The organism is Pseudarthrobacter phenanthrenivorans, assembly GCF_000813845.1.
Lineage (GTDB): Bacteria > Actinomycetota > Actinomycetes > Actinomycetales > Micrococcaceae > Arthrobacter > Arthrobacter phenanthrenivorans_B.
On sequence record NZ_JWTB01000033.1, the window covers coordinates 1 to 26280 of the forward strand.

General features: G+C 68.0%; 22 protein-coding genes. 13 read left to right on the plus strand and 9 right to left on the minus strand.

Annotation, left to right across the window (positions count from 1 at the left end; all coding sequences use genetic code 11):
- The 5 genes from RM50_RS21290 to RM50_RS16430 form a co-directional block, all read right to left on the minus strand.
- A partial coding sequence (locus tag RM50_RS21290) for a hypothetical protein (RefSeq protein WP_430929418.1) occupies nucleotides 1–198 on the minus strand: 198 nt, incomplete at its 3' end.
- 131 nt (nucleotides 199–329) lie between these two features.
- Nucleotides 330–1544: an adenylate/guanylate cyclase domain-containing protein gene (locus tag RM50_RS16415; RefSeq protein WP_043454868.1), complete on the minus strand. Its 1215-nt coding sequence runs from the start codon at nucleotides 1542–1544 to the stop codon at nucleotides 330–332.
- Nucleotides 1534–2133, minus strand: coding sequence for a PH domain-containing protein (locus RM50_RS16420; protein WP_043454869.1), 600 nt, complete (start codon nucleotides 2131–2133; stop codon nucleotides 1534–1536). The genes RM50_RS16415 and RM50_RS16420 overlap by 11 nt, the downstream gene beginning before the upstream one ends.
- A complete protein-coding gene (locus RM50_RS16425) occupies nucleotides 2126–3034 on the minus strand; it encodes a biotin--[acetyl-CoA-carboxylase] ligase (protein WP_043454871.1) in 909 nt (302 codons plus the stop codon). The genes RM50_RS16420 and RM50_RS16425 overlap by 8 nt, the downstream gene beginning before the upstream one ends.
- 97 nt (nucleotides 3035–3131) lie before the next feature.
- Nucleotides 3132–4019 carry an SDR family oxidoreductase gene (locus RM50_RS16430; protein WP_043454872.1) on the minus strand — a complete coding sequence of 296 codons (888 nt, stop codon included), beginning with the start codon at nucleotides 4017–4019 and terminating at the stop codon, nucleotides 3132–3134.
- Nucleotides 4020–4234: 215 nt separating this feature from the next.
- Between RM50_RS16430 and RM50_RS16435 the strand changes: the two genes are divergently transcribed.
- From RM50_RS16435 to RM50_RS16450, 4 genes are all read left to right on the plus strand, one after another.
- Nucleotides 4235–5818, plus strand: a complete 1584-nt coding sequence (locus tag RM50_RS16435; protein ID WP_043454873.1) for an acyl-CoA carboxylase subunit beta — start codon at nucleotides 4235–4237, stop codon at nucleotides 5816–5818.
- On the plus strand, nucleotides 5815–6051 hold the full coding sequence (locus RM50_RS16440) for an acyl-CoA carboxylase subunit epsilon (RefSeq protein ID WP_043454874.1): 237 nt from the start codon (nucleotides 5815–5817) through the stop codon (nucleotides 6049–6051). Before RM50_RS16435 ends, RM50_RS16440 begins: the two co-directional genes overlap by 4 nt.
- An 82-nt stretch (nucleotides 6052–6133) precedes the next feature.
- A complete protein-coding gene (locus RM50_RS16445; protein ID WP_043454876.1) occupies nucleotides 6134–7819 on the plus strand; it encodes a DUF885 domain-containing protein in 1686 nt (561 codons plus the stop codon).
- A gap of 273 nt (nucleotides 7820–8092) precedes the next feature.
- Nucleotides 8093–9529: a dicarboxylate/amino acid:cation symporter gene (locus RM50_RS16450; RefSeq protein WP_043454877.1), complete on the plus strand. Its 1437-nt coding sequence runs from the start codon at nucleotides 8093–8095 to the stop codon at nucleotides 9527–9529.
- A gap of 118 nt (nucleotides 9530–9647) precedes the next feature.
- Here RM50_RS16450 and RM50_RS16455 read toward each other — a convergent pair whose 3' ends face one another.
- Nucleotides 9648–10211 (minus strand): hypothetical protein, encoded by a 564-nt coding sequence (locus RM50_RS16455; RefSeq protein ID WP_043454878.1) that lies wholly within the window; start codon nucleotides 10209–10211, stop codon nucleotides 9648–9650.
- A gap of 196 nt (nucleotides 10212–10407) precedes the next feature.
- On the opposite strand from RM50_RS16455, the gene RM50_RS16460 reads away from it, so the two are divergent.
- The 6 genes from RM50_RS16460 to RM50_RS16485 all read left to right on the plus strand — a co-directional run bounded on the left by RM50_RS16460 (nucleotide 10408) and on the right by RM50_RS16485 (nucleotide 17469).
- The gene (locus RM50_RS16460; protein ID WP_205622288.1) at nucleotides 10408–11073 is read left to right on the plus strand and encodes a TetR/AcrR family transcriptional regulator; all 666 of its coding nucleotides are present in this window, start codon (nucleotides 10408–10410) and stop codon (nucleotides 11071–11073) included.
- Between the two features lie 17 nt (nucleotides 11074–11090).
- Entirely contained in the window at nucleotides 11091–13613 is a 2523-nt protein-coding gene (locus RM50_RS16465; protein ID WP_043454879.1) for an MMPL family transporter, read from the plus strand.
- 27 nt (nucleotides 13614–13640) lie between these two features.
- Entirely contained in the window at nucleotides 13641–14285 is a 645-nt protein-coding gene (locus tag RM50_RS16470) for a Maf family protein (protein WP_043454880.1), read from the plus strand.
- 130 nt (nucleotides 14286–14415) lie between these two features.
- Nucleotides 14416–16224, plus strand: coding sequence for a biotin carboxylase N-terminal domain-containing protein (locus tag RM50_RS16475; RefSeq protein WP_052260310.1), 1809 nt, complete (start codon nucleotides 14416–14418; stop codon nucleotides 16222–16224).
- A 14-nt stretch (nucleotides 16225–16238) separates the two neighbouring features.
- Entirely contained in the window at nucleotides 16239–16676 is a 438-nt protein-coding gene (locus RM50_RS16480) for a YybH family protein (RefSeq protein WP_043454881.1), read from the plus strand.
- A gap of 61 nt (nucleotides 16677–16737) precedes the next feature.
- Complete coding sequence (locus RM50_RS16485; protein WP_043454883.1) at nucleotides 16738–17469, plus strand: glutamine amidotransferase; 732 nt, start codon at nucleotides 16738–16740, stop codon at nucleotides 17467–17469.
- 55 nt (nucleotides 17470–17524) lie between these two features.
- Here the strand turns inward: RM50_RS16485 and RM50_RS16490 are convergent, their stop codons facing one another.
- Nucleotides 17525–18937: an MFS transporter gene (locus RM50_RS16490; RefSeq protein ID WP_043454886.1), complete on the minus strand. Its 1413-nt coding sequence runs from the start codon at nucleotides 18935–18937 to the stop codon at nucleotides 17525–17527.
- Between the two features lie 279 nt (nucleotides 18938–19216).
- Between RM50_RS16490 and RM50_RS16495 the strand changes: the two genes are divergently transcribed.
- From RM50_RS16495 to RM50_RS16505, 3 genes are read left to right on the plus strand one after another with little or no spacing between them, the layout of a single operon-like run.
- Nucleotides 19217–20629, plus strand: coding sequence for an MFS transporter (locus RM50_RS16495; protein WP_043454887.1), 1413 nt, complete (start codon nucleotides 19217–19219; stop codon nucleotides 20627–20629).
- Nucleotide 20630: 1 nt separating this feature from the next.
- On the plus strand, nucleotides 20631–22829 hold the full coding sequence (locus RM50_RS16500; protein ID WP_043454889.1) for a molybdopterin oxidoreductase family protein: 2199 nt from the start codon (nucleotides 20631–20633) through the stop codon (nucleotides 22827–22829).
- Nucleotides 22826–24388 carry an FAD-dependent oxidoreductase gene (locus RM50_RS16505; RefSeq protein WP_043454966.1) on the plus strand — a complete coding sequence of 521 codons (1563 nt, stop codon included), beginning with the start codon at nucleotides 22826–22828 and terminating at the stop codon, nucleotides 24386–24388. The genes RM50_RS16500 and RM50_RS16505 overlap by 4 nt, the downstream gene beginning before the upstream one ends.
- Nucleotides 24389–24451: 63 nt before the next feature.
- On the opposite strand, the gene RM50_RS16510 is transcribed toward RM50_RS16505, so the two are convergent.
- Both RM50_RS16510 and RM50_RS16515 read right to left on the minus strand, forming a co-directional pair.
- Nucleotides 24452–24700 carry a hypothetical protein gene (locus RM50_RS16510; RefSeq protein ID WP_043454891.1) on the minus strand — a complete coding sequence of 83 codons (249 nt, stop codon included), beginning with the start codon at nucleotides 24698–24700 and terminating at the stop codon, nucleotides 24452–24454.
- 138 nt (nucleotides 24701–24838) lie between these two features.
- A complete protein-coding gene (locus RM50_RS16515) occupies nucleotides 24839–26254 on the minus strand; it encodes an NAD(P)H-quinone dehydrogenase (RefSeq protein WP_043454967.1) in 1416 nt (471 codons plus the stop codon).
- Nucleotides 26255–26280: the final 26 nt, after the last annotated feature.

Here is a 26280-nt window from a genome sequence, read left to right on the forward strand (position 1 = left end):
GGACACCACCCACACACCGCCATCGTTCAACTCCACCTCAGTGGTCTTGAACCCCGGATACAACACCGCGCCCGTCACCACCACAGCCAGCACCACACCAAACGCAGTACCGGCGAACCACCGGGATCGAGGAAGGCGGCGGGGTCGGGGTGGTCCGGCAACAGCGCTATGGGCGCGCGTCTGTCCGCGACGTTTCATTCCGTAAATCCCCCAAGAATTTTTGCCTGATGGCTGGCTGCCGGCCTCCGCAGCGGCCGGGCAGAACAAGAATACGTTATTTCACCAACGAGTGGATGAATCCCTGCGGCAACTCTGCATACCGCACGTGCTCAGTCCAGGACCAGGCCCCTGCCGCGGCCGCGGGTGAGGCGGACCGGGTTGATCTCGCCGAAGCCGCGCACATTTTGGGGCTCCTGCGGGATCATGACGAACCGCTCGTCATGTTCCAGCGCCGAGGCGGTCATGGAATCCACCAGGACCGTTCCGGGATCGGCAAGCGTGGTGAGGCGGGCGGCGAGGTTGACGGTGGGGCCGTAGATGTCGCCCAGGCGGGACAGGATCCTGCCCCACACCATGGCAACCCGGGCTTCGGGGAGGATCTCGTCTTCGGTGAAGGCCTCGGCGAGCGCCAGGGAAATCTCGGCACCGGCCGCCGGGGTTTCGGCGATGTAGAGGACTTCATCGCCCACGGTCTTGACCAGCCGGCCGCCGCCCACCGAAATGATCTCGGCGCACTTGTTTTCGAAGCGCTGGACCAGCCGGGCCAGTGTCTTTTCGTTCATCCGGCGGGACAGGCTGGTGTAGGAGACCAGGTCGGCGAAGCCAACCGCGCGCGCGAGGGGCAGCGGCGCGTCGTCCTCGTCGCCTTCCCGGCCTTCCTCGCTGGCCTGCAGTCCGGCCTCGGCGCGCACGGCCAGCCGCTGGACGCCGGCGTTGAGCTGGCGGCGCCAGGAGTACACCAGCACCTCTTCGAGCGCGTCCACCAGGGCGGGAAGTTCGTTGACCAGGCGCTTGCGGGCCACGGCGTCCGTGACCCCCTGCTCGTGGACCATGTCCTCCACGAGGGCCTCGATCTGCCAGACCACCATGCGGTCCGTCATCTGCCCGATGGAGCGGGTCACCGAGATAGCGGCTTCCTCGGTAAGCTTGCCGGCGCGGACCAGATCCACAATGGTGGACAGGGCGGCCTGATCGCGTTCCGTGAACGCGACATCCTCGTCACCGAAATTCGGAAAGCCGAGGGCACGCCAGAGTTTACGGGCAGAAAGCAGCGAGACTCCCGCACCCGCGGCAACTTCACGACGGCGGAGCTTGCGTTCCCCGCCCAGGAGGCGGGCTTCGAGGGCCTTCATGGCCAGCCGTTCGGCGGACATGGCGCCGGTAGGCGGGTGCCGGTCGGTCCCCGGCGCTCCGTCAGCCGGGCCGGGTTCCGGTGTCGCCGCAGGGACGGCGTTCACGTCACCGCTTCCGGCGGCGGGGTCGAGTGCGGCGGTGGCTGCAGGTGCGATGCTGCCCACGCGTTCCTGCTGGTCCTCATCGGTCATCCCGTCCACCTTCTCTCATGTCCTCCGGAAAAGCCCCGGCGGGGTAATGCGCCGCGCCGCCCGGCCGGGCCACGCTGTCATCCGGCAGTTCCCCGATGGCGTCGAGGATAAAGTCGCGGAACCGGGCCACCTCGGGCACGTCGCGAAAGGTCACCACGCCCTGGTACCCGGTTTCCAAGGATATATTCCCGGAGCGCACCAGTCGCTGCAGCAGGGATTCGTGGACTGTCAGGTTACGGACCGCGGACAGGTTCACCTGCTGGTCCCGACGGCTCAGCAGCCCATAGCGGGCCACCATCCGCTGGCTGGTCAAGGTGTAGCGCGTGCTGTGCCAGCGCAGGAGCCGGGGCAGGCAGTAGCCCAGCCACACGGCTGCGGCCGCGGCCACGCAGGCGGTGACCAGCCAGGGCGTCCATTGGCGGTTGAGCGCGGGAGCCAGCCGGGCGGCGCCGCCCCGGATGATCCACGCGCTGGCATAGGCGGCCAGCGCCGGCGCCAGCACGAAGGCGACGGCTGCCCCGGCCAGCTTCCGCGGCTGCGGGCGGGTAGTGACGATCACCTGCTCCCCGGGAAGAAGGGTCCTACGCATAACCGCCTTGGCTGGGTGCGTCCGGCGCTGCCCAGGGCCGCAGGTGCACAACGTCGCCGGCCGTCACCACGTGCTCGCGCGAGTCGCGGTCCACCACCAGCAAGGAGCCGTAGTCGTCCAGCCGGGATGCGTGGCCAATGATTTCGTGGTCTCCGGGCAGCTGCGCCCGCACCTGCTTGCCCAACGTCACCATGACTGCCTCCACCCTCTTGTGCAGCGAGGGGCCACCCGCCATGCCGGCCGCGGGGTCGCCGTCGGCATTGCAGAAACTGCGGTAGAGCACCGCGAAGTGTGACAGGTAGCTCTTCAGCAGGGCGGTCCGGTCGGTGGTGCGCGCGCCTTCCAGGGCAACGGACGTGGCGGTGGGCACCGGGAGTTCGTCTTCGCGCAGGGTGACGTTCAGGCCCGTACCCAGGATGACCGGCGGCACATTCCCGTCCAGCATGGGACCCAGCTGCGCCAGGATTCCTGCGATCTTCCGGCCCCGGACCAGGACGTCGTTCGGCCACTTCAGTTCAGCCGGGATGCCGGCGGTTTCGAGGAGCGTTTCCCGCAGGGCCAGGGCTGCAATCAGGGACAGCCAGGAGTAACTCTGGGTGGGCAGGGGCCGGCCGTCGGCGTTGACGGGGCGCAGCACCACGGAGACGGACACCGAACTCAGCGGCGGCGCCTCCCAGCGCCGGTCCAGCCGCCCCCTGGCCGCTGTCTGGTACTCGGCAGTCAGGACGGAGAGGTCTGGCCACGCTGCGGGCTCCACGGTGACGGAGCGCAGGAGGTCGGCGTTGGTGGAACCGGTGGAGTCCACCACGTCGATCCGGGGTATTCCCGTGGCGGAAAGGAAACGCTGGTCGGCCAGGTCCCCTCGGTTCAGCGGAGTGCCCGGTGCGTGTGCGTCATCCATAGCTTGATCCTACCGAGCCACCCTGGGTCCCACCCAGCCATGCCGCGGGGCCGGGCCCTGTCCCCGAAGTCCCGGGCGCCAGTGCCCGCAGGGCCGGTTAGAGGAAGATGTCCGGGACCAGCTGATCCTCGGGCGCTCCCAGGCTGTAGGGCCGGAAGTCCGTCACGCCAGCGGCGGTGAGGACCTCTTCATCCGTGTAGAAGTTTCCCGATGACGGGCCTCCGGCGGAGAGGTTGGTGCCGGTCAGGACAGCGTGGGCGGCGTCCGCCATGATCTGCGGGCCGCGGGCAGCCAGGACCATCGTTTCGCCGTGCGGCATGTTGCGGATGGCGGCGGTGTCGATCAAGGTGCACGGCCACAGTGAGTTGACGCTGATCCCGTCGGACTTCAGTTCCTCGGCAAGGCCCAGCGTGGTCAGGCTCATGCCGTATTTGGCCATGGTGTAGGCGAGGTGCTTCCCAGCCCAGGACGGGTCGAGGTTCAGCGGCGGCGACAGCGTGAGGATGTGCCCCTGGCCCGAGGCCCGCAGCGCCGGGAGCGCCAGCTTGGACAGCAGGAAGGTGCCCCGCACATTGATGTCCTGCATCAGGTCGTACTTTTTCATGTCCACGGCGTCCGTCGTGGAGAGATCGATGGCGGACGCGTTGTTAATGACGACGTCGATCCCGCCAAAGCGGTCCACGGCGGCTTCCACGGCGCCGGCCACGTCGGCGTCCCGGCGCACATCGCCCACGAGCGGCAGCGCCTGGCCACCGGCCTCTTCCAGTTCCGCGGCGGCGGTGAATACGGTGCCGGCCAGCTTGGGGTGCGGTTCGCCCGTCTTGGCCAGGAGCACGATGTTGGCGCCGTCGCGGGCGGCCCTCAGGGCAATGGCCAGGCCGATTCCCCGGCTTCCACCGGAGATGAGGAGGGTCCGGCCGGCCAGGGAGCCGGACGCCCGGTACGGGCTTTCGGGGGCACGCAAAGCATCGTCGCTTGAAGTCATGGGAACACTGTAGCCCAAACAAGTTACCGGCGAGTAACATTGTGGAGGGGTTGCTGGAACGGCAGAAAATTGTAGGATCCCTACAGCTGCGGGCATCCAAAGCGTCACTAGACTTGCCAGCAGGGTTCGTTCTTTGTGTGGAAGCTACTTAAGGCTCCGTGCAGCACGGCCCGCCAGCCAACAGAACTGACCTGCTACAGAGCCGGAGACACTTGATGAGCCACGATCTGACAACGACAGCGGGAAAGATTGCCGATTTCCGCGACCGCCAGGCGCGCGCCGAACAGCCCTCCGGCCCCGAGGCCATCGAAAAGCAGCATGCACGCGGGAAGAACACCGCCCGCGAGCGCATCGCCATGCTCCTGGACGAAGACTCCTTTGTTGAATTCGACGCCCTGGCCGTCCACCGCTCCACCGCCTTCGGCATGGAAAAGAAGAAACCGCTGGGCGATGGCCTCGTCTCCGGCTACGGCACCGTGGACGGCCGGCTCGTGGCGGTCTACAGCCAGGACTTCACGGTGTACGGCGGTTCGCTGAGCCAGGTCAACGGCGAGAAGATCGTCAAGGTCCAGGAATTCGCCCTCCGCAACGGCTGCCCCGTCGTCGGCATCCTGGACGGCGGCGGCGCCCGCATCCAGGAAGGCGTGGCCTCGCTGGCCATGTTCGCGGACATCTTCCGGAACAACGTCCACGCCAGCGGCGTGGTCCCCCAGATCTCGATCATCATGGGCCCGTCCGCCGGCGGGGCCGCCTACTCCCCCGCACTCACCGACTATGTGGTGATGGTGGACAAGACTTCCCACATGTTTATCACCGGCCCGGACGTCATCAAGACCGTCACTGGCGAAGACGTGGACATGGAAACCCTTGGCGGCGCCCGGCAGCACAACGCCACCACCGGCACGTCCACCTACCTGGCCTCCGACGAGACCGACGCCATCGAGTTCGTGCGCGAACTGCTGGACTTCCTGCCGTCGAACAACCTGTCCGAGGCACCCGTGCTGGGCCACCAGCAGGAGCTGGAGATCGACGACGACGACCTCGCCCTTGACACGCTGGTCCCGGACTCGGCCAACCAGCCCTACGACATGCGCACCGTCGTGGAACAGATCGTGGACGACGGCCACTTCCTGGAGATGCAGGCCCTGTATGCCCCCAACGTCATGATTGGCTACGGCCGCGTGGAAGGGCACACCGTGGGCATTGTGGCCAACCAGCCGCTGCAGTTTGCCGGCACCCTGGACATCGCCGCCTCCGAGAAGGCAGCCCGCTTCGTGCGCCACTGCGACGCGTTCAACATCCCCATCATCACCCTGGTGGACGTTCCCGGCTTCCTGCCCGGCAAGGACCAGGAGTTCCAGGGAATCATCCGCCGCGGCGCCAAGCTCCTCTACGCCTATGCCGAGGCCACCGTTCCCAAGCTGACGGTCATCACCCGCAAGGCCTACGGCGGAGCCTACATCGTCATGGGCTCCAAGAAGCTCGGCGCCGACCTGAACCTCGCATGGCCCACCGCGCAGATCGGCGTCATGGGCGCACAGGGGGCCGTGAACATCCTCTACCGCCGCGACCTCGCAGCCGTCGCCCAGGACGGCGGCGACGTCGAAGCCCGCCGCGCCGAGGTGATCCGGCAGTACGAAGAAGAGCTCCTCAACCCCTACCAGGCAGCCGAGCTCGGGTACGTGGACGCCGTGATCGCCCCCTCAGACACCCGCATCCAGATCATCAAGGGCCTCCGGGCCCTCCGGGACAAGCGCGCCAGCCTTCCCGCCAAGAAGCACGGGAACATCCCGCTGTGACCGCCGACCAGAATCCCGCCTCCGCGCCCGCCGAAGCCGCTCCGCTGCTCTCTGTTGTCAAAGGGCAGCCGAACGCCGAGGAACTGGCCGCGCTGACCGCCGTCGTCCTTTCCCTGGGCGGGGAAAGCCCGGCCCCAGCCAAGACGCCAACCGTGCGGCATTGGGTGCGCCGCCAGCAGCTAAGGCTCGCGCCCACGCCTGGCCCGGGCGCCTGGAAGCGCAGCCAGGGCTGATCCTCGCCACCCACCGGCGGCGTGGGCCCACCCACCGGCGGGGCTTGGTTACGTCACCCAGGCACCCGGGTAGTCTCGGACTGTGACTACAGACACTGCACCCGCCACGCGCCCGCACACCCGCATCGACGCCGTCGCGGACAACTACACGGACACCCTGGTCAGGCTCAACCCGACGTTCGCCACCACCCTTGGCCTGCCCGGACACGAAACGGAGTACCAGGACTTCTCACCGGCCGGCATCGCCGGCTTCGCCGAAGCCGCCCGGGACGCCCTCGCCGCCCTCGAGGGCCTGGAACCGGAAGACGACGTGGACGCCGTCACCCTGGACGCCATGCAGGAACGCCTGGGCCTGCAGCTGCTGATCCATGCCTCCGGCTGGGAATACGCGGAACTGAACAACATCGCCTCCCCTGCCCAGGACATCAGGGCCATCTTCGACCTCATGCCCACGGCAAGCGAACAGGACTGGGACCACATCGCCGGGCGCGCACACAACGTCCCGGCAGCCATCAGCGGCTACACCGAGTCCCTCCGCATGGCCAGGGACGCCGGCAGGGTGGCCGCCGCCCGGCAGGTCCGGACCGTCATCGAGCAGGTAACCAAGTACGCCGCGCCGGACGGCTTCTTCGCCAAACTGGCAGCCGATGCCGCCACCGGCGAAGGGCCGCTGCCCGCGGAGCTGCAGGACAAGCTCGACGCCGGCGCTGACGCCGCCCGCCGCGCCTACGCCGGCCTGGCAGAGTTCCTGCGCACCGAGCTGCTTCCCGCCGCGCCGGAAAAGGACGCCGTGGGCAGGGCACGCTACGCACTGGCGTCCCGGTCCTTCCTCGGCGCCGAGGTGGACCTTGAAGAGACATACGCCTGGGGCGTCCAGGAACTCGACCGCCTCATCGCCGAACAGGAGAAGGTGGCACACGCCATCAAGGCAGGCACATCCATCGCCGAGGCCAAGGACATCCTCAACAACGACCCCGCCCGGCAGCTGAAAGGCACGGAGGCGCTGCGGGAATGGATGCAGGGCCTCTCCGACAAAGCCGTTGCCGAACTGGCCGGGGTGCACTTCGACATTCCCGACGTCATGAAAACCCTTGAATGCCGCATCGCCCCCACGGACGAAGGCGGCATCTATTACACCGGACCGTCCGACGACTTCAGCCGCCCGGGCCGCATGTGGTGGTCCGTCCCGGCAGGCGAAGACACCTTCACCACCTGGGCCGAAACCACCACCGTGTACCACGAGGGCGTTCCCGGCCACCACCTCCAGGTGGCCACGGCAACCTACCGGCGCGAACTGCTGAACAAATGGCGCCGGAACGTCTGCTGGACCTCCGGCCACGGCGAAGGCTGGGCCCTCTACGCGGAAAAACTCATGCAGGAACTGGGCTACCTCAACGACCCCGGCGACCACATGGGCATGCTGGACATGCAACGCATGCGCGCCGCCCGCGTTGTCTTCGATATCGGCGTTCACCTGGAACTTGAGATGCCCCGACGCTGGGGTTCCGGCCCCTGGACCGCTGACAAGGGCTACGGCTTCCTTCAGGAAAACCTTCCCATCAGCGAAGGACAGCTCAACTTCGAATTCACCCGCTACCTCGGCTGGCCGGGCCAGGCACCCTCCTACAAAGTGGGCCAGCGGCTCTGGGAACAGATCCGCGCCGAACTCGAGTCCCGGCCCGGGTTCGACCTCAAGGAGTTCCACACCAAGGCCCTGAACATCGGCTCCGTGGGGCTGGACACCCTCCGCAGGGCGCTCTTGTCCTGACCCGCCCCCATGGCCGGGTGCCCCGGCATGGCTGCCTTCCTCTGCGCGCTGCTCCTTCGTCGCTTTGACGCGCGCTGCCGGAAGCCAGCCACGTCGGGGCGCGCTTGGCCCGCCGCGGCGAGACATTAAGCACACCATTGCCGGGAATAAGTAACACAAGCCGCTGCCTGCCTTGTACTTACGGGTTTTTCGGCGGCCTGCGGCTATTGCAGGCGCGTAATATTTCTCAATATTCTTTCGACGTGGTATGTGGTGGGGGTCTAGCTTGTTCTGGTGAGCACTCAGACAAGCACCCCATCCCCCGCGGGGAAGACCGGATTCCAGCTGCCCAAGTGGGCCGGCTCCTTCGGCTTCCAGATCATCGCCGCCCTCATCGTGGGCCTCGGCCTCGGCCTGCTGGCCAAGTACACCGGCAGCACCAAGGCCAACCCCAACGGACTCGGCGCCACCCTGCAGACCATCGGGTCCAGCTATGTGTCCCTCCTGCAGACGGCCGTGGTGCCGCTGATCTTCACCGCCGTGGTCAGCTCCATCTCCAACCTGCGCCAGGTGTCAAACGCCGCCAGGCTGGCATGGAACACGCTCCTGTGGTTCGCCATCACGTCCCTGATTGCCGTGCTGATCGGCATGGGCCTGGGCGTGCTGCTGCAGCCCGGCGCCAACACCGGCATCAGCGGGGAAGCCAAGTACACCGGCAAGTCCGGTGACTGGTGGGCCTTCCTCGTGGGCCTCTTCCCCAAGAACTTCCTGGGCCTGGGTGCCAGCTCCACCGTCGGCGACTCCGGCGCCGTCACCACCTCGATCAGCTTCAACGTCCTGCAGATCCTCGTGATCGCCATCGCCGTCGGCGTCGCCGCGCTCAAGGTGGGCAAGGCCGCGGAGCCCTTCCTCAACCTCAACGCCTCGGCCCTTGCGGTGATCCAGAAGGTCCTGTGGTGGATCATCCGCATCGCCCCGCTGGGCACCGTCGGCCTGATCGGCAACGCCGTCGCCGTCTACGGCTGGGACACCATCGGCTCGCTGGGCAAGTTCACCGTGGCCATCTACGCAGGCCTGGTGCTGGTGCTGTTCGTTGTCTACCCCATCCTGATCCGCAGCCACGGCCTGTCCATCAAGCAGTACTTCTCCGGCGTGTGGCCGGCCGTCCAGCTGGCGTTCGTCTCCCGCTCCTCCGTGGGCACCCTGCCGCTGACCCAGCGCGTGACCGAACGCAGCCTGGGCGTCCCCCGGGCCTACGCGTCCTTCGCCGTCCCGCTGGGCGCCACCACCAAGATGGACGGCTGCGCCGCGATCTACCCCGCCGTGTCGGCAATCTTCGTAGCCCAGTTCTTCGGCATCCACCTGGACTTCAGCCAGTACCTGCTGATCGCCCTGGTCTCCGTCCTCGGCTCCGCGGCCACCGCGGGAACCACCGGCGCCGTGGTGATGCTCACCCTGACGCTCTCCACGCTGGGACTGCCGCTGGCCGGCGTCGGACTCCTGCTGGCCATCGACCCCATCCTGGACATGGGCCGCACGGCGGTGAACGTTGCGGGCCAGGCCCTGGTCCCCACCATCGTGGCCAAGCGCCAAGGAATCCTGGACGAGTCGCTCTACGACGCGCCGCGCAACGGCACCCCGTTCGTGGATGACAGCGCCACGGACGAAGCCGCCACCGACGGCACCACCGCCGATACCGCACCCCGCGAACTGCAGGATGCAAAGGCGTAACAACGGCCAGTCATGGAAGGCCCCCCGGGAGATTCTCCGGGGGGCCTTCCTGGGTTAAGGGCCAAGGTGCTCAGGGACCGGCGTCAGGGACCGGTGAGCCTCAGGATGCCGGGCACCGTCAGTGGCCGCCACCTCCGATGATTCCGTTCTGGACGGCCTTGGTGACCGCGTCGGCTTCTGCCTGGGTCAGCTTGCCGTCCGTGACAGCCTGGTCCAGGCGCGTCTTAAGCTCCGCGGCGCGGTCAGCCTGCGCCTCGGTACGGAGGTCCTGCAGGGCCTGCGTCACCTTCGCCTGGTCAATGCCCAGTGCTTCAGCCAGGGACTTGGCCAAGGCTGCGTCGCGGGTGGCCGGGTCGGGCCTCTGGCCCTCAGTGGGCGCGGTGGTGGGCTTGTTGGCCTCACGGAAAGCCTTCAGCGCGTCACTCACCTTGGTTTCATCCACGCCAAGCTTGGCCGCCAGCGCGGATGCCTGCACCATGCCGTGGCCGCCGCGGCCGCCGTGCCGGCCCATCCCGTCGCTGTCCGTCCCGGCGCTTCCGTCCGTTGAAGCGCTGGAGCTTGCGCTTGGCGTAGGGCTGGGCGTGGTGGTAGTTGCGGAAGCCATGCCGGCGAAGCCGATGCCGGCCGCAAGCGCCAGAGCTGCCCCAGACATGCCCAGGGTCATTTTCTTCGTGGGTTTCATATCGCGTCTCCTGCTCGGGCCGCCACCTGACGGCCGCTGATGGTTTGCCTCGTAGCGAGACATTCCAAGCATCGTGGGCCAGCTTCAGGAGAGGCTGTCGGAAACCTTTCGTTCTCCTGTGAATGCAGCACCTTGCCTCTATGGCGCAGCCCCGCGAATCTTGCCCAGAGTGCAAAGTTGCACGTAGTGTAATGACATGCCCATATCCCCTGGAGCCGCCCCTGCTCCCCAGTCGCGGCGTGAGCTCAACAAGGCGGCAACCCGGCAGGCCATCAAAGACGCCGCGCTGGAACTGCTGCGGGCCAGGGGCCCGGGAAATTTCACGGTGGAGGACATCGCCGAGGCAGCCGGCATCTCGCGGCGCACCTTCTTCAACTACTTCAGCACCACCGACGCCGCCCTTGCTTCGATCGTGCACGGCTTCCTGGACAACGCGATCCAGCAGCTGCGCCTCCGGCCGGCAGACGAACCCCTGCTGGAGTCCGCCCAGGCCGCGTTGATGGCCCTCGCCGACCCCAAGGCGGTAGCCCCGCTCGCCGAGCTCTTCACGCTGACGCAACAAAGCCCGCTCATGGCCCACACCGAGCTTGAAGCGTGGGACCACTGCCGCGGGCAGGTATTTGCCGTTGCGCGCGAGCGGCTGGCCGGCACACCCGGCGGCCAGGACGAACTGTACGTCCACGCCCTGGCCGGATCCGTCATCTCCTGCGGAAAGGCTGCCATGGAAGTCTGGTTCAGCCGCCGCGGCCCGGACCTTTCAGCAGAATCGCTGACAGAACTCCGGCAGCTGCTCATCGACGCCATGGCCCTGCTGGGCACCGGCTTCACCACCCCCGCTCCATCCGCTTCCCGTTCCTCCTGATCAGATCGGTTCTCCGCATGGCACTCCTCCTCTACCGCCTCGGCAAGTTCTCCTACCGCCGGCGCTGGCTTGTCATCTCCCTGTGGCTTGCCGTGCTGGTCGCCGTGGGCGGCTCCGCCGCAGCGTTCCACGGGACCCTGTCCAACAACTTCCAGATCCCGGGGACTGAAACCCAGCGGATCGCGGACAAGCTCAAGCAGGACCTCCCCTCAGCCTCAGGCGGCAGCGCCACGATCGTCTTCGAAGCTCCCGACGGCGGGTTCACCAGTGAGAGCCGGGCCGCGGTGACCGACGCGCTGAAGAAACTCCAGGACCTCCCGGAAGTCCGCGGCACCGTGGACCCGTTTGCCACCCAGGCCCAGGTGGACCAGGCCGGCAAGGCCATCACCGACGGCGAGCAGCAGCTTGCTGCCGGGCAGGCACAGCTTGATGCCTCCCGCGCCCAGCTGGAGGCCGGCAAGGCCCAGCTGGCGGCAGCCGAACAGCAGCTCACCGCGGCCGGCGCACCGGCAGCGATCATTGACGCGCAGTTGGGCCAGCAGAAGGCGGCACTGGCCCAGGGCCAGGCAAAGCTCGACGCCGGCACCCGGGAGCTGGAGGCCAACAAGGCCAAGCTGGAACTTGGCAAACGCCAGGCCCAGGCGGCCTCGGCCATCCGTTTCGTCTCCGAAGACAACAAGGCCGCGGTGGCGCAGGTGCAGTTCAACACCTCCATCAACGGCCTGGCCCCGGCGGTCCGCAAACAGGTGCAGGAGATCGCCCACCAAACCTCCTCGGCAGGGGTGACGGCACTGGCCAGCAAGGAAATCACCGAGGACATCTCTGCCCTGTTCGGCACCGCGGAAATCGTCGGCATCGCGGTGGCGGCCCTGGTCCTCATCCTCATGCTGGGCACACTGATCGCCGCCGGACTGCCGCTGCTCATGGCCATCATGGGCGTCGGTGTCGGCGTCGGCATCACGTTCGCGCTCTCCGGCCTGTTCGATATGAGCTCCATCTCCCCGATGCTGGCCCTCATGCTTGGCCTGGCCGTCGGGATCGACTATTCGCTGTTCATCGTCAACCGGCACCGGACCCAGCTCCTGGCGGGGATGGACCCGGAGGAGTCCGTGGCCAGGGCTAACGGCACGTCCGGCAACGCCGTCGTCTTCGCCGGCCTCACCGTGATCATCGCCCTGGCCGCACTGGTCGTCCCGGGCCTGCCCTTCCTCACGGTCATGGGCCTCGCGGCGGCCGGAACCGTGGCCGTCGCGGTACTCGTGGCCATCACCCTGACCCCCGCCATGCTGTCCCTGATCGGGCGCCGCATCATCTCCCGGCGGGCCTGGGCCAAGGCCGAGGCCCATAACGCCGAGCCGGGCCACGAAGCCGCGGACCTTGCAACCGACCGGGAACGGAGCACGCACGGCTGGGGCGGACTGGTCACCAAACACCCGTGGGTGGCGCTGGTCGCCGGTGTCCTCCTGCTGGGAACCCTGGCCCTTCCTGCCACGCAGCTGCAGCTGGCCCTGCCCGATGGCGGCTCCGAACCGGTTGAATCAGAGGCCTACCAGGCCTACGACCTGACGGCCCGCAGCTTCGGCGAAGGAGTCACCGGGCCGATCGTGGCCGTGGGCGAGTTCCCCGCAAACCTGGACGCGGCCCAGGCGCAGAAGCTGCAGTTCGACATTGCGGACAAGCTCCGGGCCGTGGATAACGTGGTGGCCGCCGTGCCGGTGGCGCTCAGCGAGGACCGCCGGACCGCCGTGTTCCAGGTCATCCCCAAGGAAGGCCCGGCCAGCGCCAGCACGGTCAAGGTGGTCTCCGAGCTCCGCGGCCTCAACGGGGAAATCCAGTCCGACTACGGCGTCGCCATGGGACTGACCGGTCAAACCGCAGGCAACGTGGATGTCTCCACCAAGCTCGGCGACGCCCTGCCGCCATACCTGGCCATCGTCGTCGGACTTTCCCTGGTCCTGCTGCTGCTGGTGTTCCGTTCCATCGTGGTCCCGCTGCTGGCCACGGGCGGGTTCCTGCTGTCCCTGTCCGCCGCGTTCGGCGCCGTGGTGGCCGTGTACCAGTGGGGCTGGCTGGGGAACGTCTTCGACGTGGCCAACCCCGGCGCCGTCCTCAGCTTCCTGCCCATCATCCTGATCGGCGTGTTGTTCGGCCTGGCCATGGACTACCAGGTGTTCATCGCCTCCGGCATGCGCGAAGCGTTCATGCACGGCTCATCCGCCAAGGAAGCGGTCCGCGTGGGCTTCCGGCACGCCGCGGCGGTGGTCACCGCCGCCGCGATCATCATGGTCAGCGTCTTCTCCGGCTTCATCTTCAGCCACCTCACCATGGTCCGGCCGCTGGGCTTTGCGATGGCCTTCGGCGTCCTGTTCGACGCGTTCGTGGTGCGCATGACCATCGTCCCGGCCGTGATGTACCTGGTGGGCGAAAAGTCCTGGTGGCTGCCGCGCTGGCTGGACCGGATCCTGCCGGACGTGGACGTTGAGGGCGCGAAGCTCAACCGCGGCCAGGCGGCACCGGCCCCCGGCGAGCTCGTCCACTAGGGCCAGCTGGTCCACTAGGCTGAAGCCGTGCTCCATCTGATTCTTGCCTCCCAGTCCCCCGCCCGCACCAAGCTCCTCGCCGAGGCCGGAATCCGGCACACCGTGCTGGTGTCCGACGTCGACGAGGAAGCCGTCCAGGCCCGGTACGGCGTCACCGATCCGCACGACACCGCGCTGCTGCTGGCGCGGGCCAAGGCCGAAGCGGTGGCGTCGCTCCCGGAGGCGGAAGGCGCCCTGGTGCTGGGCTGCGACTCGGTCTTCGAATTCGACGGCGAGGCGCACGGCAAGCCTTACACCGCCGAGGTCGCCCGCGAACGGATGCTCCGGATGAGCGGCAGCGCAGGCGTGCTGCACACCGGGCATTGGCTGGTGGACTGCAGGGACACGGACGACGACGGCGCCTCCGGCCGCGGCTCGGGCGCCACACTGGGGGCGGTCGCCTCAGCGGAGGTTGCCTTCCTGGAGATGGACCCGGAGGAAATCGACGCCTACATCGCCACCGGGGAGCCGCTGCACTGCGCGGGTTCCTTCACCATCGACGGCCTGGGCGGGGCGTTCATCCGGAAGGTCGACGGCGACCCGCACGCAGTCGTCGGCCTCTCCGTTTCCACCCTCCGCGGCCTGCTGGCTGCCGCCAACGTGCGCATCACCGACCTCTGGCCGCCGCGCTAAAGCATCGTATTTTCCGGTCGGCTTGTAGCTTCCCTACAAAGGAAGGCTGCTTTACACGCGGATTCCGCAAGTAATATCGGCGGAACCCTCAAAACCGCGCTAGGCTCCCTGAAGGAAAGAAGGAGACGCCTTGTCAGCAAATTTGGAGCAGTCCGCAGGTACCACGCAGCCCAGCCTCACAAAGGTGCTGATCGCCAACCGGGGTGAAATCGCCGTGCGCATCATCCGGGCGGCACGCGACGAAGGCCTCGCCTCGGTGGCCGTCTACGCCGATCCGGACCGCGACGCGCTGCACGTCCGGCTCGCTGACGAGGCCTACGCCCTGGGCGGCACCACCGCTGCTGAGTCCTACCTGGTGATGGACAAGATCATCGACGCCGCCCGCCAGTCCGGCGCGGACGCCATCCACCCCGGCTACGGCTTCCTGGCGGAGAACGCCGAGTTTGCCGCCAAGGTGATTGCCGCAGGCATCACCTGGATCGGCCCCTCCCCGGAGGCCATCTCAGCCCTGGGCGACAAGGTCCAGGCACGGCACATCGCCGAGAAGGTGGGCGCTCCCCTGGTCCCGGGTACGGCAGACCCCGTGGAGTCCGCGGCCGAAGTGCTGGACTTCGTGGACCGGCACGGGCTGCCCGTGGCCATCAAGGCTGCCTTCGGCGGCGGCGGACGCGGCATCAAGGTGGCCCGCACCCGCGAGGAAATCCCTGAACTCTACGAATCCGCCGTCCGTGAGGCGACGGCCGCCTTCGGCCGCGGCGAATGCTTCATCGAGCGCTTCCTGGACGCCCCGCGGCATGTGGAAACCCAGTGCCTGGCCGACGCCCACGGCAACGTGGTGGTGGTGTCCACCCGCGACTGCTCGCTCCAGCGGCGCAACCAGAAACTCGTCGAGGAAGCTCCGGCACCCTTCCTTACCGAAGACCAGAACCGCCGCCTCTACGAATCCTCCAAGGCCATCCTGAAGGAAGCCGGCTACCTGGGCGCCGGCACCTGCGAATTCCTGGTGGGCCAGGACGGCACCATCTCCTTCCTTGAGGTCAACACCCGCCTCCAGGTGGAGCACTGCGTCTCCGAAGAGGTCACCGGCATCGACCTGGTCCGCGAGCAGTTCCGGCTGGCCCGCGGCGAGGAGTTGGGCTACGGCGATCCCGAGGTGCGCGGGCACTCCATCGAGTTCCGCATCACCGGCGAGGATCCGGGCCGGAACTTCCTGCCGGCCCCCGGCACGCTCCGCGTCCTCAAGAACCCCACCGGACCCGGCGTCCGCGTGGACTCCGGTGTGGAGCAGGGCGACGTGATCAGCGGGAACTTCGACTCCATGCTGTCCAAGCTCATCGTCACCGGCGCCAGTCGCCCGCAGGCCCTCCAGCGCGCCCGCAGGGCACTGGAGGAAATGGTGGTTGAAGGCATCCCCACGGTGATTCCGTTCGACCTCGCGGTGGTCACCGACCCTGCGTTCGCACCCGCCGAAGGCCCGTTCACGGTCCACACGCGCTGGATCGAAACCGAGTTCACCAACAACCTCCCTGCATGGACTCCGGACGCCCCGGCCGACACCGATGGCTCCGCCGAAGACCGCCAGCGCGTGGTGGTCGAGGTGGGCGGCAAGCGACTTGAAGTGGTCCTTCCCGCATCCCTGGGTACGCCGGGAACGGCCGCAGCCGCCACGAAACCGGGCAAGTCCAAGAAACGCTCCCGTGCTGCAGGCCCCGCCGCCGCCACCGGCAACGCCCTGACCTCCCCCATGCAGGGAACCATCGTCAAGGTTGCCGTGGCCCACGGCGACGTGGTGGCCGAGGGCGACCTGGTGGTGGTCCTCGAGGCCATGAAGATGGAACAGCCCCTCACCGCACACCGGTCCGGGACCATCACCGGCCTGACGGCAACCGCCGGCGAGACGGTGTCCGCGGGCGCCATCATCGCCACCATCGAAGACTAAGGCGGTCCGGCAGCATGCTCGCACCCAGCTTCCAGGAAGAAGTGGACCGCTACCACCAGGCGGTTCCCGAAATCACCCGGGGCAACCCCGAACCCATCAAGGAACTGTATTCCCGGCTGGACGACGTCACGCTGGCCAACCCGTTCGGCGGCATTGCCCGCGGCTGGCCGCAGGTGGAGGCCCGGCTGGACCAGGCCGCGCGGCAGTTCCGCGACGGCGAAATGCTGGGCTTTGACACCATCACCTCCTACACCGCCCGCGACACCGCCTACCTGGTGGAAACCGAGCATTTCCGGGCCCGCCTGGAAAATGCGGCGGCAACCGAGGAGTTCGCGCTGCGGGTCACCAGCATCTTCCGCCGCGAGGAAGGCTACTGGAAGCTGGTGCACCGCCATGCCGACCCCGCGGCCCGGCCGCAGTCCCGCCGCTCCCTGACCCAGCCCACGGCGTAGCCGCCGTATCCGGGCAGCTGCAGTGCTGGCAGGGAGCGCCGGGAGGATGCAGACTTAGCACATGCTGCCTTTCCTGCTCCTGGCCTCCCGCGCGGAGGACGCCGCCGCGGAGGACGAGTACGCTGCGTACCTGAAATACGGCGGGCTTGAAGAGCGGGAGCTGCGCCGGGTCAGGTTGGAGGCGGCTCCCTTGCCTGCACTGGACCTGTCCGGGTACTCCGGCGTCATCGTCGGCGGCAGTCCCTTCACCTCGAGCGATCCGCCGGAGCACAAAAGCCCCGTCCAGCACCGGGTGGAGCGCGAACTGTCGGCCCTCCTGGACGAACTGGTGGCCCGCGATTTCCCATTCTTGGGTGCGTGCTACGGCGTGGGAACGCTCGGCACGCACCAGGGCGCCGTCATTGACCGTACCTACGGAGAGCCGCTCGGCGCCGTGGAGATTGAGCTGACGGACCAAGGCCTGCAGGACCCGCTGCTCCAGGGGATGCCAAGGACGTTCACTGCCTTCACCGGGCACAAGGAGGCTGTCAGGTCCCTGCCGCCGCATGCGGTGCTGCTGGCCCGGGCCGCCGGCTGCCCGGTGCACATGTTCCGCATCAGGACCAACCTGTACGCCACCCAGTTCCACCCGGAACTGGACGCGGACGGCCTGGTGACGCGGATCGACATCTACCGGCATGCCGGCTACTTCCCGCCTGACTCCGCGGAGGAGCTGATGGACAATGCGCGCAGCTTCACGGTGACCGAGCCAATGACCGTACTGAAGAACTTCGTGGCCCGCTACGCCCGCTGAAGACAGTGATGCCCGGCGGGCCGAAGGGCCGCCGGGCATCGCCGTAACAGAAGGGTCAGGCCACGTTGTTTTCGTAGTCGAGGTCCCGGGTTTCACGGCTGAGGAACAGCGCGATCAGGGTGAGCACCGCCATAACGGTCAGGTAGACGCCCACCAGCACCGGGCTGCCCTTGGCGTATTCCCACAGTGCCACGGCGATGAACGGGGCAACGGCCGCACCCAGGATGCTGGAGAAGTTGTAGCTGATGGCCGAACCGGTGTAGCGCACGTTCGTGGGGAACAGTTCCGGCAGCAGCGCACCCATGGGCCCGAAGGTCAGCCCCATGAGGGAGAACCCGATGATCAGCAGGGCCATGGTGCCCACGAAGCCGCCGCTGAACAGCGGGACGAACAGCAGGCCGAAGACGAAGATGCCGGCGGTGACGGCAATCAGCATCTTGCGGCGGCCGTACTTTTCGGCGAGCGGTCCGGAGACCAGGGTGAAAATACCGAAGAAGACGACGCCGGCAATCAGCATCCAGAGGAAGTCGTTGCGGGTGTAGCCCAGGCCGGGGACGAACGCGGCAGCTGCGGCCTCGCTCATGGGCTTGCCGGCCTTCTCCGCCGCGGCCTTGGCAGCTTCGACGCTGGCTGGCTTGGTGCCGTAGGTCAGGGTGAAGGTGGTCATCAGGTAGAAGAGCACATAGGTAGCCAGCATGATGAAGGTGCCCAGGATCAGCTGGCGCCAGCTGGTCTTGAAGACGCGGCCCAAAGGCAGCTTGGCCACCTCGTTGGATTCCAGCACCTTGGTGAAGGCGGGCGTCTCGATGAGCTTGAGGCGCACGTAGAGGCCGATGATCACCATGATGGCGCTCAGCAGGAACGGCACCCGCCAGCCCCAGTCCATGAAGGCCTGGGGGGTCAGCGTGTAGCTGGCTACCAGGAAGATCACGTTGGCGATGATGAATCCGATGGGCGCACCGAGCTGCGGGAAGGTCCCGTAGATGGCGCGCTTGTTGGCGGGGGCGTTCTCGGTGGCGAGCAGCGCGGCGCCGCTCCATTCACCGCCAAGGGCGAGGCCCTGGGCGAAGCGCATCACGACGAGCAGGGCCGGTGCCCAGAATTCCCAGCCTTCCACCTTCGCGGTGGGGAGGCAGCCGATGAGGAACGTGGCGATACCCATGGTCAGCAGCGAAGCCACCAGCGTGCCCTTGCGGCCGAATTTGTCGCCGAAGTGGCCGAAGACGATCGAGCCGAGCGGGCGGGCGATGAAAGCCACGCCGAAGACGGCAAAGGAGCTCAGCAGCTGCGTGGTTTCATTCGCGCTGGGGAAGAAGAGCTGCGGGAAGACAAGCACGGCGGCGGTGGCGTAGACGTAGAAGTCGTAGAACTCCACGGTGGTGCCGATCAGGCTCGCGACGATGACGCGGCCGCGGGAGTTCACCGGCTGGTGCGAACCAGGCACCTTGGTGGTATCGGTGGATGACATAGGTAAGCGCTTTCGTGAGACCGGCCGGGTGCGGACAGGGCTGCCTCCCGGCTCAAATAGTTAGAGTTCGATCTTACTTGCCCACGTCCAGTCAATGGACGAAACGTCCACTATGCGGACCTGCGTTGTGCGTCCCACGTTCTGGTCCTTCACCGGCGCCTCACGTTCCCGCCGCCGGGCGGATAGGCAAAAGTCACAGCGCGGAAACAAAGATCGCCCGTCCTCGAAACGCGCCGTACCTACCTTGGAGGAACAACATCCCCCCAAAGGAGGCAACCCGTGACTGTTGACCGCACCGTCGATGCCGGCGTACAGCCCGGCCCTACCCGCGCCACAGACGCCCCTGCCCTTGAATTCCGCCCCGGCCGCTGGATCGCCAACTGGGATGCCGAGAACAAGGAGCAGTGGGAGACCGCCGGCCGCGCCATCGCCCGCCGGAACCTGAACTGGTCCATCTTCGCCGAGTTCCTCGGCTTCGTGGTGTGGCAGCTGTGGTCCATCGTGGTGGTCCAGCTCCCCGCCGCAGGCTTCACCTTCTCCACCTCGGAGATCTTCTGGCTGATTTCCATGCCCAGCCTGGTGGGTGCCACCCTCCGCATCCCCTACACCTTCATGGTCCCGCGCTTCGGCGGCAGGAACTGGACCATCGTGTCCGCCCTGCTGCTCCTGATTCCCTCCACCGGACTGGCCCTGTGCGTCTCCAACCCGGAAACGCCATTCGGCGTCATGCTCCTGGTGGCAGCCCTGGCAGGCTTCGGCGGCGGCAACTTCGCCAGCTCCATGGCCAACATCACCTTCTTCTACCCGGCCAGGGAAAAGGGCTGGGCGCTCGGCCTGAACGCCGCGGGCGGAAACCTGGGTGCCGCCGTCGCCCAGCTTGCCGTGCCCATCGTCATCACCCTGCTGGCCGCCGGCACCGTCAACCTTCCCATGGCCGGCTGGATGTGGGTTCCGCTCATCCTGCTGGCCGCGTTCGGCGCCTTCAAGTACATGAACAACCTCACCAGCGCCAAGGGAGACGTGGCCGGCTCGGTGGCGGCGCTCAAGGAACCGCACCTGTGGGTCATGGCACTGCTGTACATCGGGACGTTCGGCTCGTTCATCGGCTTCGCCGGGGTCTTCCCCAAGCTCATCAAGGACTACTTCCCGGCGTTCTCCTCCATCGCCGTCGGAACCGTGGCCCTGTCCCTGGCGTTCCTCGGCCCGCTGGTCGGCTCGCTGGCCCGCCCCTACGGCGGACGCATGGCGGACCGCATGGGCGGGGCCCGGATGACGGTGGCCGCTTTCGCCTCCATGGCCGTAATCACGCTGACCATGATCTGGACCCTGCCCCTGAAGAACTTCGTGCTCTTCCTGGTCCTCTTCCTGCTGCTCTTCACCGCCAGCGGCTTCGGCAACGGCGCCACGTACCGGATGATCCCGGTCATCTTCGCCACCTCCAGCCGGGCCGCCCGCAAGGGCGCAAGCACGGTGGCCACGCAGCGCCTGGCCTCCTCGGCCCTCGGCCTCATCTCCGCGATCGGCGCCTACGGCGGCTTCGTGATCCCCCAGGTCCTGAACGCCTCCAGCGCCGCCAGCGGCTCCTACACCCCGGCTTTCTACGGATTCGTCGGCGCTTACGTCCTGATGCTGCTGGTCTGCTGGACCTGCTACATCCGCAACGCCGGCCGGAACGCGATGGGACACGTCTAACATGACCACCAGCGCCGCCACGCACTGCCCCTACTGCGCCCTGCAGTGCGCCATGACGCTCACGTCCCCGGCGGACCTGGCCCCGGCTGCACAGCCGGGGCCAGGTCCCGCACCTGCTGCACCCGGGGCCCGTGCCGTCCTGGACGTAGCCGGCCGCGACTTCCCCACCAACCGCGGCGGCCTGTGCCGCAAAGGCTGGACCTCCCCCTCGCTCCTGAACCACGCCGGCCGCATCACTGAGCCACTACTGAAGGGCGCCGACGGCGTCCACCGCCCCATCGGCTGGGACCAGGCCCTGGACCTTGCCGCCGCGGCAGTCAAGGATGCCAGAGCGCGCTACGGCGCGGACGCCGTCGGGGTGTTCGGCGGCGGCGGCCTCACCAACGAAAAGGCCTACCAGCTCGGCAAATTCGCGCGCCTGGCCCTGGGCACCTCACGCATCGACTACAACGGCCGGTTCTGCATGTCCTCCGCCGCCGCAGCAGGGATGCGCGCCTTCGGCGTGGACCGCGGCCTGCCGTTCCCGCTGGAAGCCCTGGACACCGCCAGCACCATCCTCATGCTTGGCTCCAACGTTGCCGAGACCATGCCGCCGTTCGTGCAGCACCTCCAGGGCGCCCGTGATGCCGGCGGCCTGATCGTGGTGGATCCCCGCCGCTCCGCCACGGCGGCCTTCACCGCAGACGGCGGCGGCCTCCACCTCCAGCCGCTTCCCGGCACCGATCTTCCGCTCCTGCTGGGCCTCTCCCACGTGGTCATCCACGAAAACCTGGTGGACACGGCCTTCATCGAGGAACGCACCTCGGGCTACAGCGCCGTGGTCCGCAGCGTCAACTCCTTCTGGCCGGAACGGGTGCAGTCCCTTACCGGCGTCCCGGCGGACCTGATCCGGGAGACCGCCCGCATGCTTGCCGCCGGGGCCCGGAAGGGCGGCAGCTACATCCTCACCGGCCGCGGCGTGGAACAGCACGTGGACGGCACGGACACGGCCACCGCGGCCATCAACCTCAGCCTCCTCCTGGGCCTGCCCGGTTCGGCGCGCAGCGGATACGGCACCCTCACCGGCCAGGGCAACGGCCAGGGCGGCCGCGAGCACGGCCAGAAGGCGGACCAGCTGCCCGGATACCGCAAGATCACCGATCCCGCCGCCCGCGCCCACGTCGCGGCGGTCTGGGGCGTTCCCGAGGAGATGATCCCGGGACCGGGCCTGCCTGCCGTCCAGTTGCTGAAGTCGCTGGGACAGCCCGACGGCGTCCGGTGCCTTTTCGTGCACGCCTCCAACATTGCCGTGGCAGCACCAGATGCCAACGCCGTGATCGCGGGCCTGCGGAGCCTGGACTTCCTGGTGGTATGCGACTTCTTCATGTCCGAGACCGCCGCGGAAGCGGACCTCATCCTCCCCGTGCTGCAGTGGGCCGAAGAGGAAGGCACCCTGACCAACCTGGAGGGACGCGTCCTGCGCCGCCGCCGCGCCATCTCCCCGCCCGCCGGCGCCCGGAGCGAACTGTGGATCATGGCCCGCCTCGCGGAGCGGCTGGAGGCCCCATCCACCTACAGCGAGGACCCGGAGACTGTCTTCGAGGAACTGCGCCGTGCCTCGGCGGGAGGCCTGGCCGATTACTCCGGCATCGACTACGCCATGCTGGACCGCGGCGAGGCGGCCTACTGGCCGTACCCCGCCGGCAGCACCGGCACGCCCCGGCTGTTCCAGGACGGCTTCGCGCACCCCGACGGCAAGGCGGTGCTGGTCCCGGTGGTGCCCCGCCGCCGTCGTACTCCCGGGACCGGCCCCCAGCCCGGGGGCCGGACCATGAACCTCATCACGGGCCGCCTGCTGGAGCACTACCAGTCCGGTGCCCAGACCCGGCGGGTGGCCGAACTCCTCGCGGCCCGGCCGGAAGCAATGGCACAACTCCACCCGGCGGCAGCGGAGGCCATGGGCATCGCCGACGGTTCCCTGGTGTCGGTGGCCAACGGGCGCGGAGAAGTGGTGTGCCGGGCTGAGCTCAGCACTGCCATCCGCCCCGAGACGGTCTTCCTGCCCTTCCACTTCCCGGGCGCCGAAAGCGCCAACCGGCTGACCGAGGCGGCCACCGACCCCGTCTCCGGGATGCCCGAGTTCAAACTGAACACCGTGTGGGTCCGGCCCGTGCCGGCGCCCGGTTCCGCCCGCATTTTGCAAACGACGGAGGCCAGATGAGCGAGCAGATTGTCATTGTGGGATTCGGTCCCGTAGCCGCCAGGCTTGTGGACGAACTCCTGCCCGCTGTACGCAGCGGGGAGGTCCGGCTGGCCGTCGTGGGCGAGGAAGCCGAAGCCGCCTACAACCGGGTCCTGGTGGCGGACCTCGGCGTTGGACGGACCACCGCGGAGGCGCTGGCCCTCTCGGATGCGGCCGCCCTGGTGGCTGAGGGCGTCGACGTCCGGCTGGGCGTCCGCGTCCGGCGCGTGGACCGCGCGCGGCAGCAGGTTCTCCTGTCCAGTGGCGACTCCGTCCACTACGACCGGCTGGTGTTCGCCACCGGCTCGCGGCCGGTCATCCCCAACCTCACGGGCATCAACCCGGACCCAGCCTCCCCGGTCCTGCCTGCGGGCGTGACGGCACTGCGGGACCTTCGCGATGCCGACGTGCTCCGGCGGGCGGTGGACGGCGGCAAGCGCGTCGTGGTGCTGGGCGGCGGCGTCCTGGGCCTGGAAACAGCCCTCGCCGCGGCCGAGGAGGGCGCCACCGTGACGGTGGTCCACAACGGCCCGCACCCGCTGGGACGCAACATCGACCGTGGCGGCGGAGCCGTCCTGGCTGCGGGGCTGCGCTGCTGCGGCGTCCGGATGGCTGGAAACGCGCGTTCAACAGGCGTTGAGCACAACGGGCCCGACGGCGGATTTTCGGCTTTGCTTCTTGATGACGGTTCGGCGATCGACGGGGACCTGCTGGTCATCTCGTGCGGCGTCCGTCCCCGCACGGAACTGGCCGAAGGCTGCGGGCTTTCCACCGGCGCCGGGATCCTGGTGGACCACCGGCTGCGGGCGCACCATGAGCCGCATATCTTCGCCATCGGCGACTGCGCCGAGGTGCGCTGCCCGGCCCCGGGCTGCGCGGCGTGCCGCAACGCCAAGGGTCCAGCCGGGCTCGTGGGTCCCGGCTGGCGCCAGGCTGAATGGCTGGCGGAGTACCTGACCCTGCTCGCCGCCGGCGCCGTCGACGACGCCGAAGTCCTGCCGGAACTGCCGGCGGAACAGCCCGGCGTGATCGTCCTGAAAGCCCGCGGCCTGAACATGGCCGTGGCCGGCGACAACTCCGCCGATCCGTGGGACGAGGACGCCCTCACGGCGGGCGCCGCCCAGGGCAGGCCGCGGCTGCAGGTGGCCCAGTGGTCCGATCTCGAACATGGCCGCTACGTCAAAATGACCACGCGCGGGGGCGTCCTGGAAGGCCTGGTGGCCGTGGGCATGCCCCGCACCGCGGCGGAACTGGTGGGACTCTTCGAACGGGGCGCAGAACTGCCGGCCGACCGGTCGCTGCTGCTGCGCCTGGACGGACCGGACCAGCCGCAGGCGGCGGGGCCTGCCGATCCCGCCGGCACGGTCTGCCGGTGTGCCGGGGTCAGCGGTTCCACCATCACCGCAGCCGTGGCCGATGGCTGCTCCACCGTGCCGGAGGTGTCCAGGGCCACCCGCGCCGGCACCGGCTGCGGCGGCTGCCATGAGGACATCAAGGGCCTGATCGAACGGCACTTTCAGGCCGTAACGGCGGCCTGACGGGCGGCGGAGGGCTTCTGAACGACCGCTGGGCCGGCACTTCGGTGCCGGCCCACTGGCCTGCTAGGCCTGGGACCCGGAATCAAGTTCCCCGCCGGCCACCGCCTCGGCATACTTGGTCAGGTCCGGCCCGGGCTGGAAGTCCACGAACTGGTCCTTCAGCTTCTCGAACAGGAACTTGTAGACCTGGTCCTTGTCTGACCCCGACAGGGAGGAGGCCGCTTCCTGGACCGCTTCCTGCAGCGCCCGGTCAGCGTCCAACAGGATCTTCTCCCGCGCCTGGTCGTTCCATTTCACGTCCTGCAATTCCATGGGCTTCTCCTACCGTCGACTGCTGGGAAAGGAACGGCCGGGAACTTCGCTATGAAGTCCCGGCCATACCTCGTCCGAGTCTAGGCAGATGCCCGTGCAGCGGTCCAGCCTCCCAAACCGCTGCCGGCCGCGGAAGTCCTACATATGGACGTGCAGGCGGCGGGCTGCCTCGGAGATGGATCCGGTCAGCGACGGGTAGACGGTGAAGGTGCTGGCGACGTCGTCCACGTGCAGCTTCTGCTTGACTGCGATGGAGATCGGGAAGATGAGCTCGGAAGCGTTGGGGCCCACCACCACGCCGCCGATCACGGTACCGGAGCCCTTGCGGGCGAAGATCTTCACGAACCCGTCCTTGGCGTTGCGCATCTTGGCGCGGGCGTTGCTGCGCAGGGAGAGCTTGATGACATCGGCCTGGTACTTGCCGGACTCGATCTCGGCCTCGGACACGCCGACGTTCGCGATTTCGGGCGAGGTGAAGATGTTGGACGCCACCTGGTGAAGCTTGAGCGGGGTGACGCCGTCGCCCATGAAGTGTGCCACCGCGATCCTGCCCTGCATGGCGGCCACGGATGCCAGGGGCAGGACGCCGGTACAGTCACCGGCGGCGTAAATGTTGGGCGCCGTGGTGCGGGAGACGCCGTCGACCTTGATGTGGCCGCCGTCGCTGACGGCCACGCCGGATTCCTCGAGGCCGATGCCGGCAGTGTTGGGGATGGAGCCCAGGCACAGCAGGCAGTGGCTGCCGGTCACGGTGGAGCCGTCGGCGAGGGTTACGACGACGCCGTCGTCCGTGCGTTCCACGCTCTGGGCGCGGGAGCGGGAGAGGACGCGGACGCCGCGGCGTTCGAAGACTTCCTCCAGCACCACGGCGGCGTCGACGTCCGAGCCGGGCAGGACGCGGTCACGGCTGGACACCAGGGTGACCTTGGAGCCGAGGCCGTTGTAGGCGGAGGCGAATTCGGCGCCGGTCACGCCGGAACCCACCACGATGAGTTCTTCGGGCAGTTCGTCCAGGTTGTAAATCTGGGTCCAGTTCAGGATCCGCTCCCCGTCCGGGCGGGCGGTATCCAGCTCGCGGGGGTGGGCGCCCACGGCCAGCAGGATGGTGTCCGCCTCGACCGTCTCGGTGCCGTCCACGGTCAGGACCTCGATGGTGTGGCTGTCCAGGAGCCGCCCGGATCCGGTGATGATCCGCACGCCCTGCTTCTCCAGGCCGTCGCGGATGTCCTGGGACTGGTTGCGGGCCAGGTTGAGGAGGCGGTCGTTGATGTGCTTGAGGTCGGCGCGCATCACCGGAACGAAGTCCCCGCCGTCGACGTCGAACTTGACGCCCAGCTCGCCGGCTTCGGCAACCCGGGTCATCAGGTCTGCCGTGGCAATGAGGGTCTTGGACGGAACGACGTCGGTCAGCACGGCCGAGCCGCCGAGCCCGGCGCGCTCGATGATCGTGACCGTCGCCCCCAGCGAGGCGGCCACCATGGCAGCTTCATATCCGCCGGGACCACCTCCCAGGATTGCGATCCGGGGGGAACTGAAATCTGGATGCGTAGTCACAGTCATCCATTCTCGTCCATTTCCGC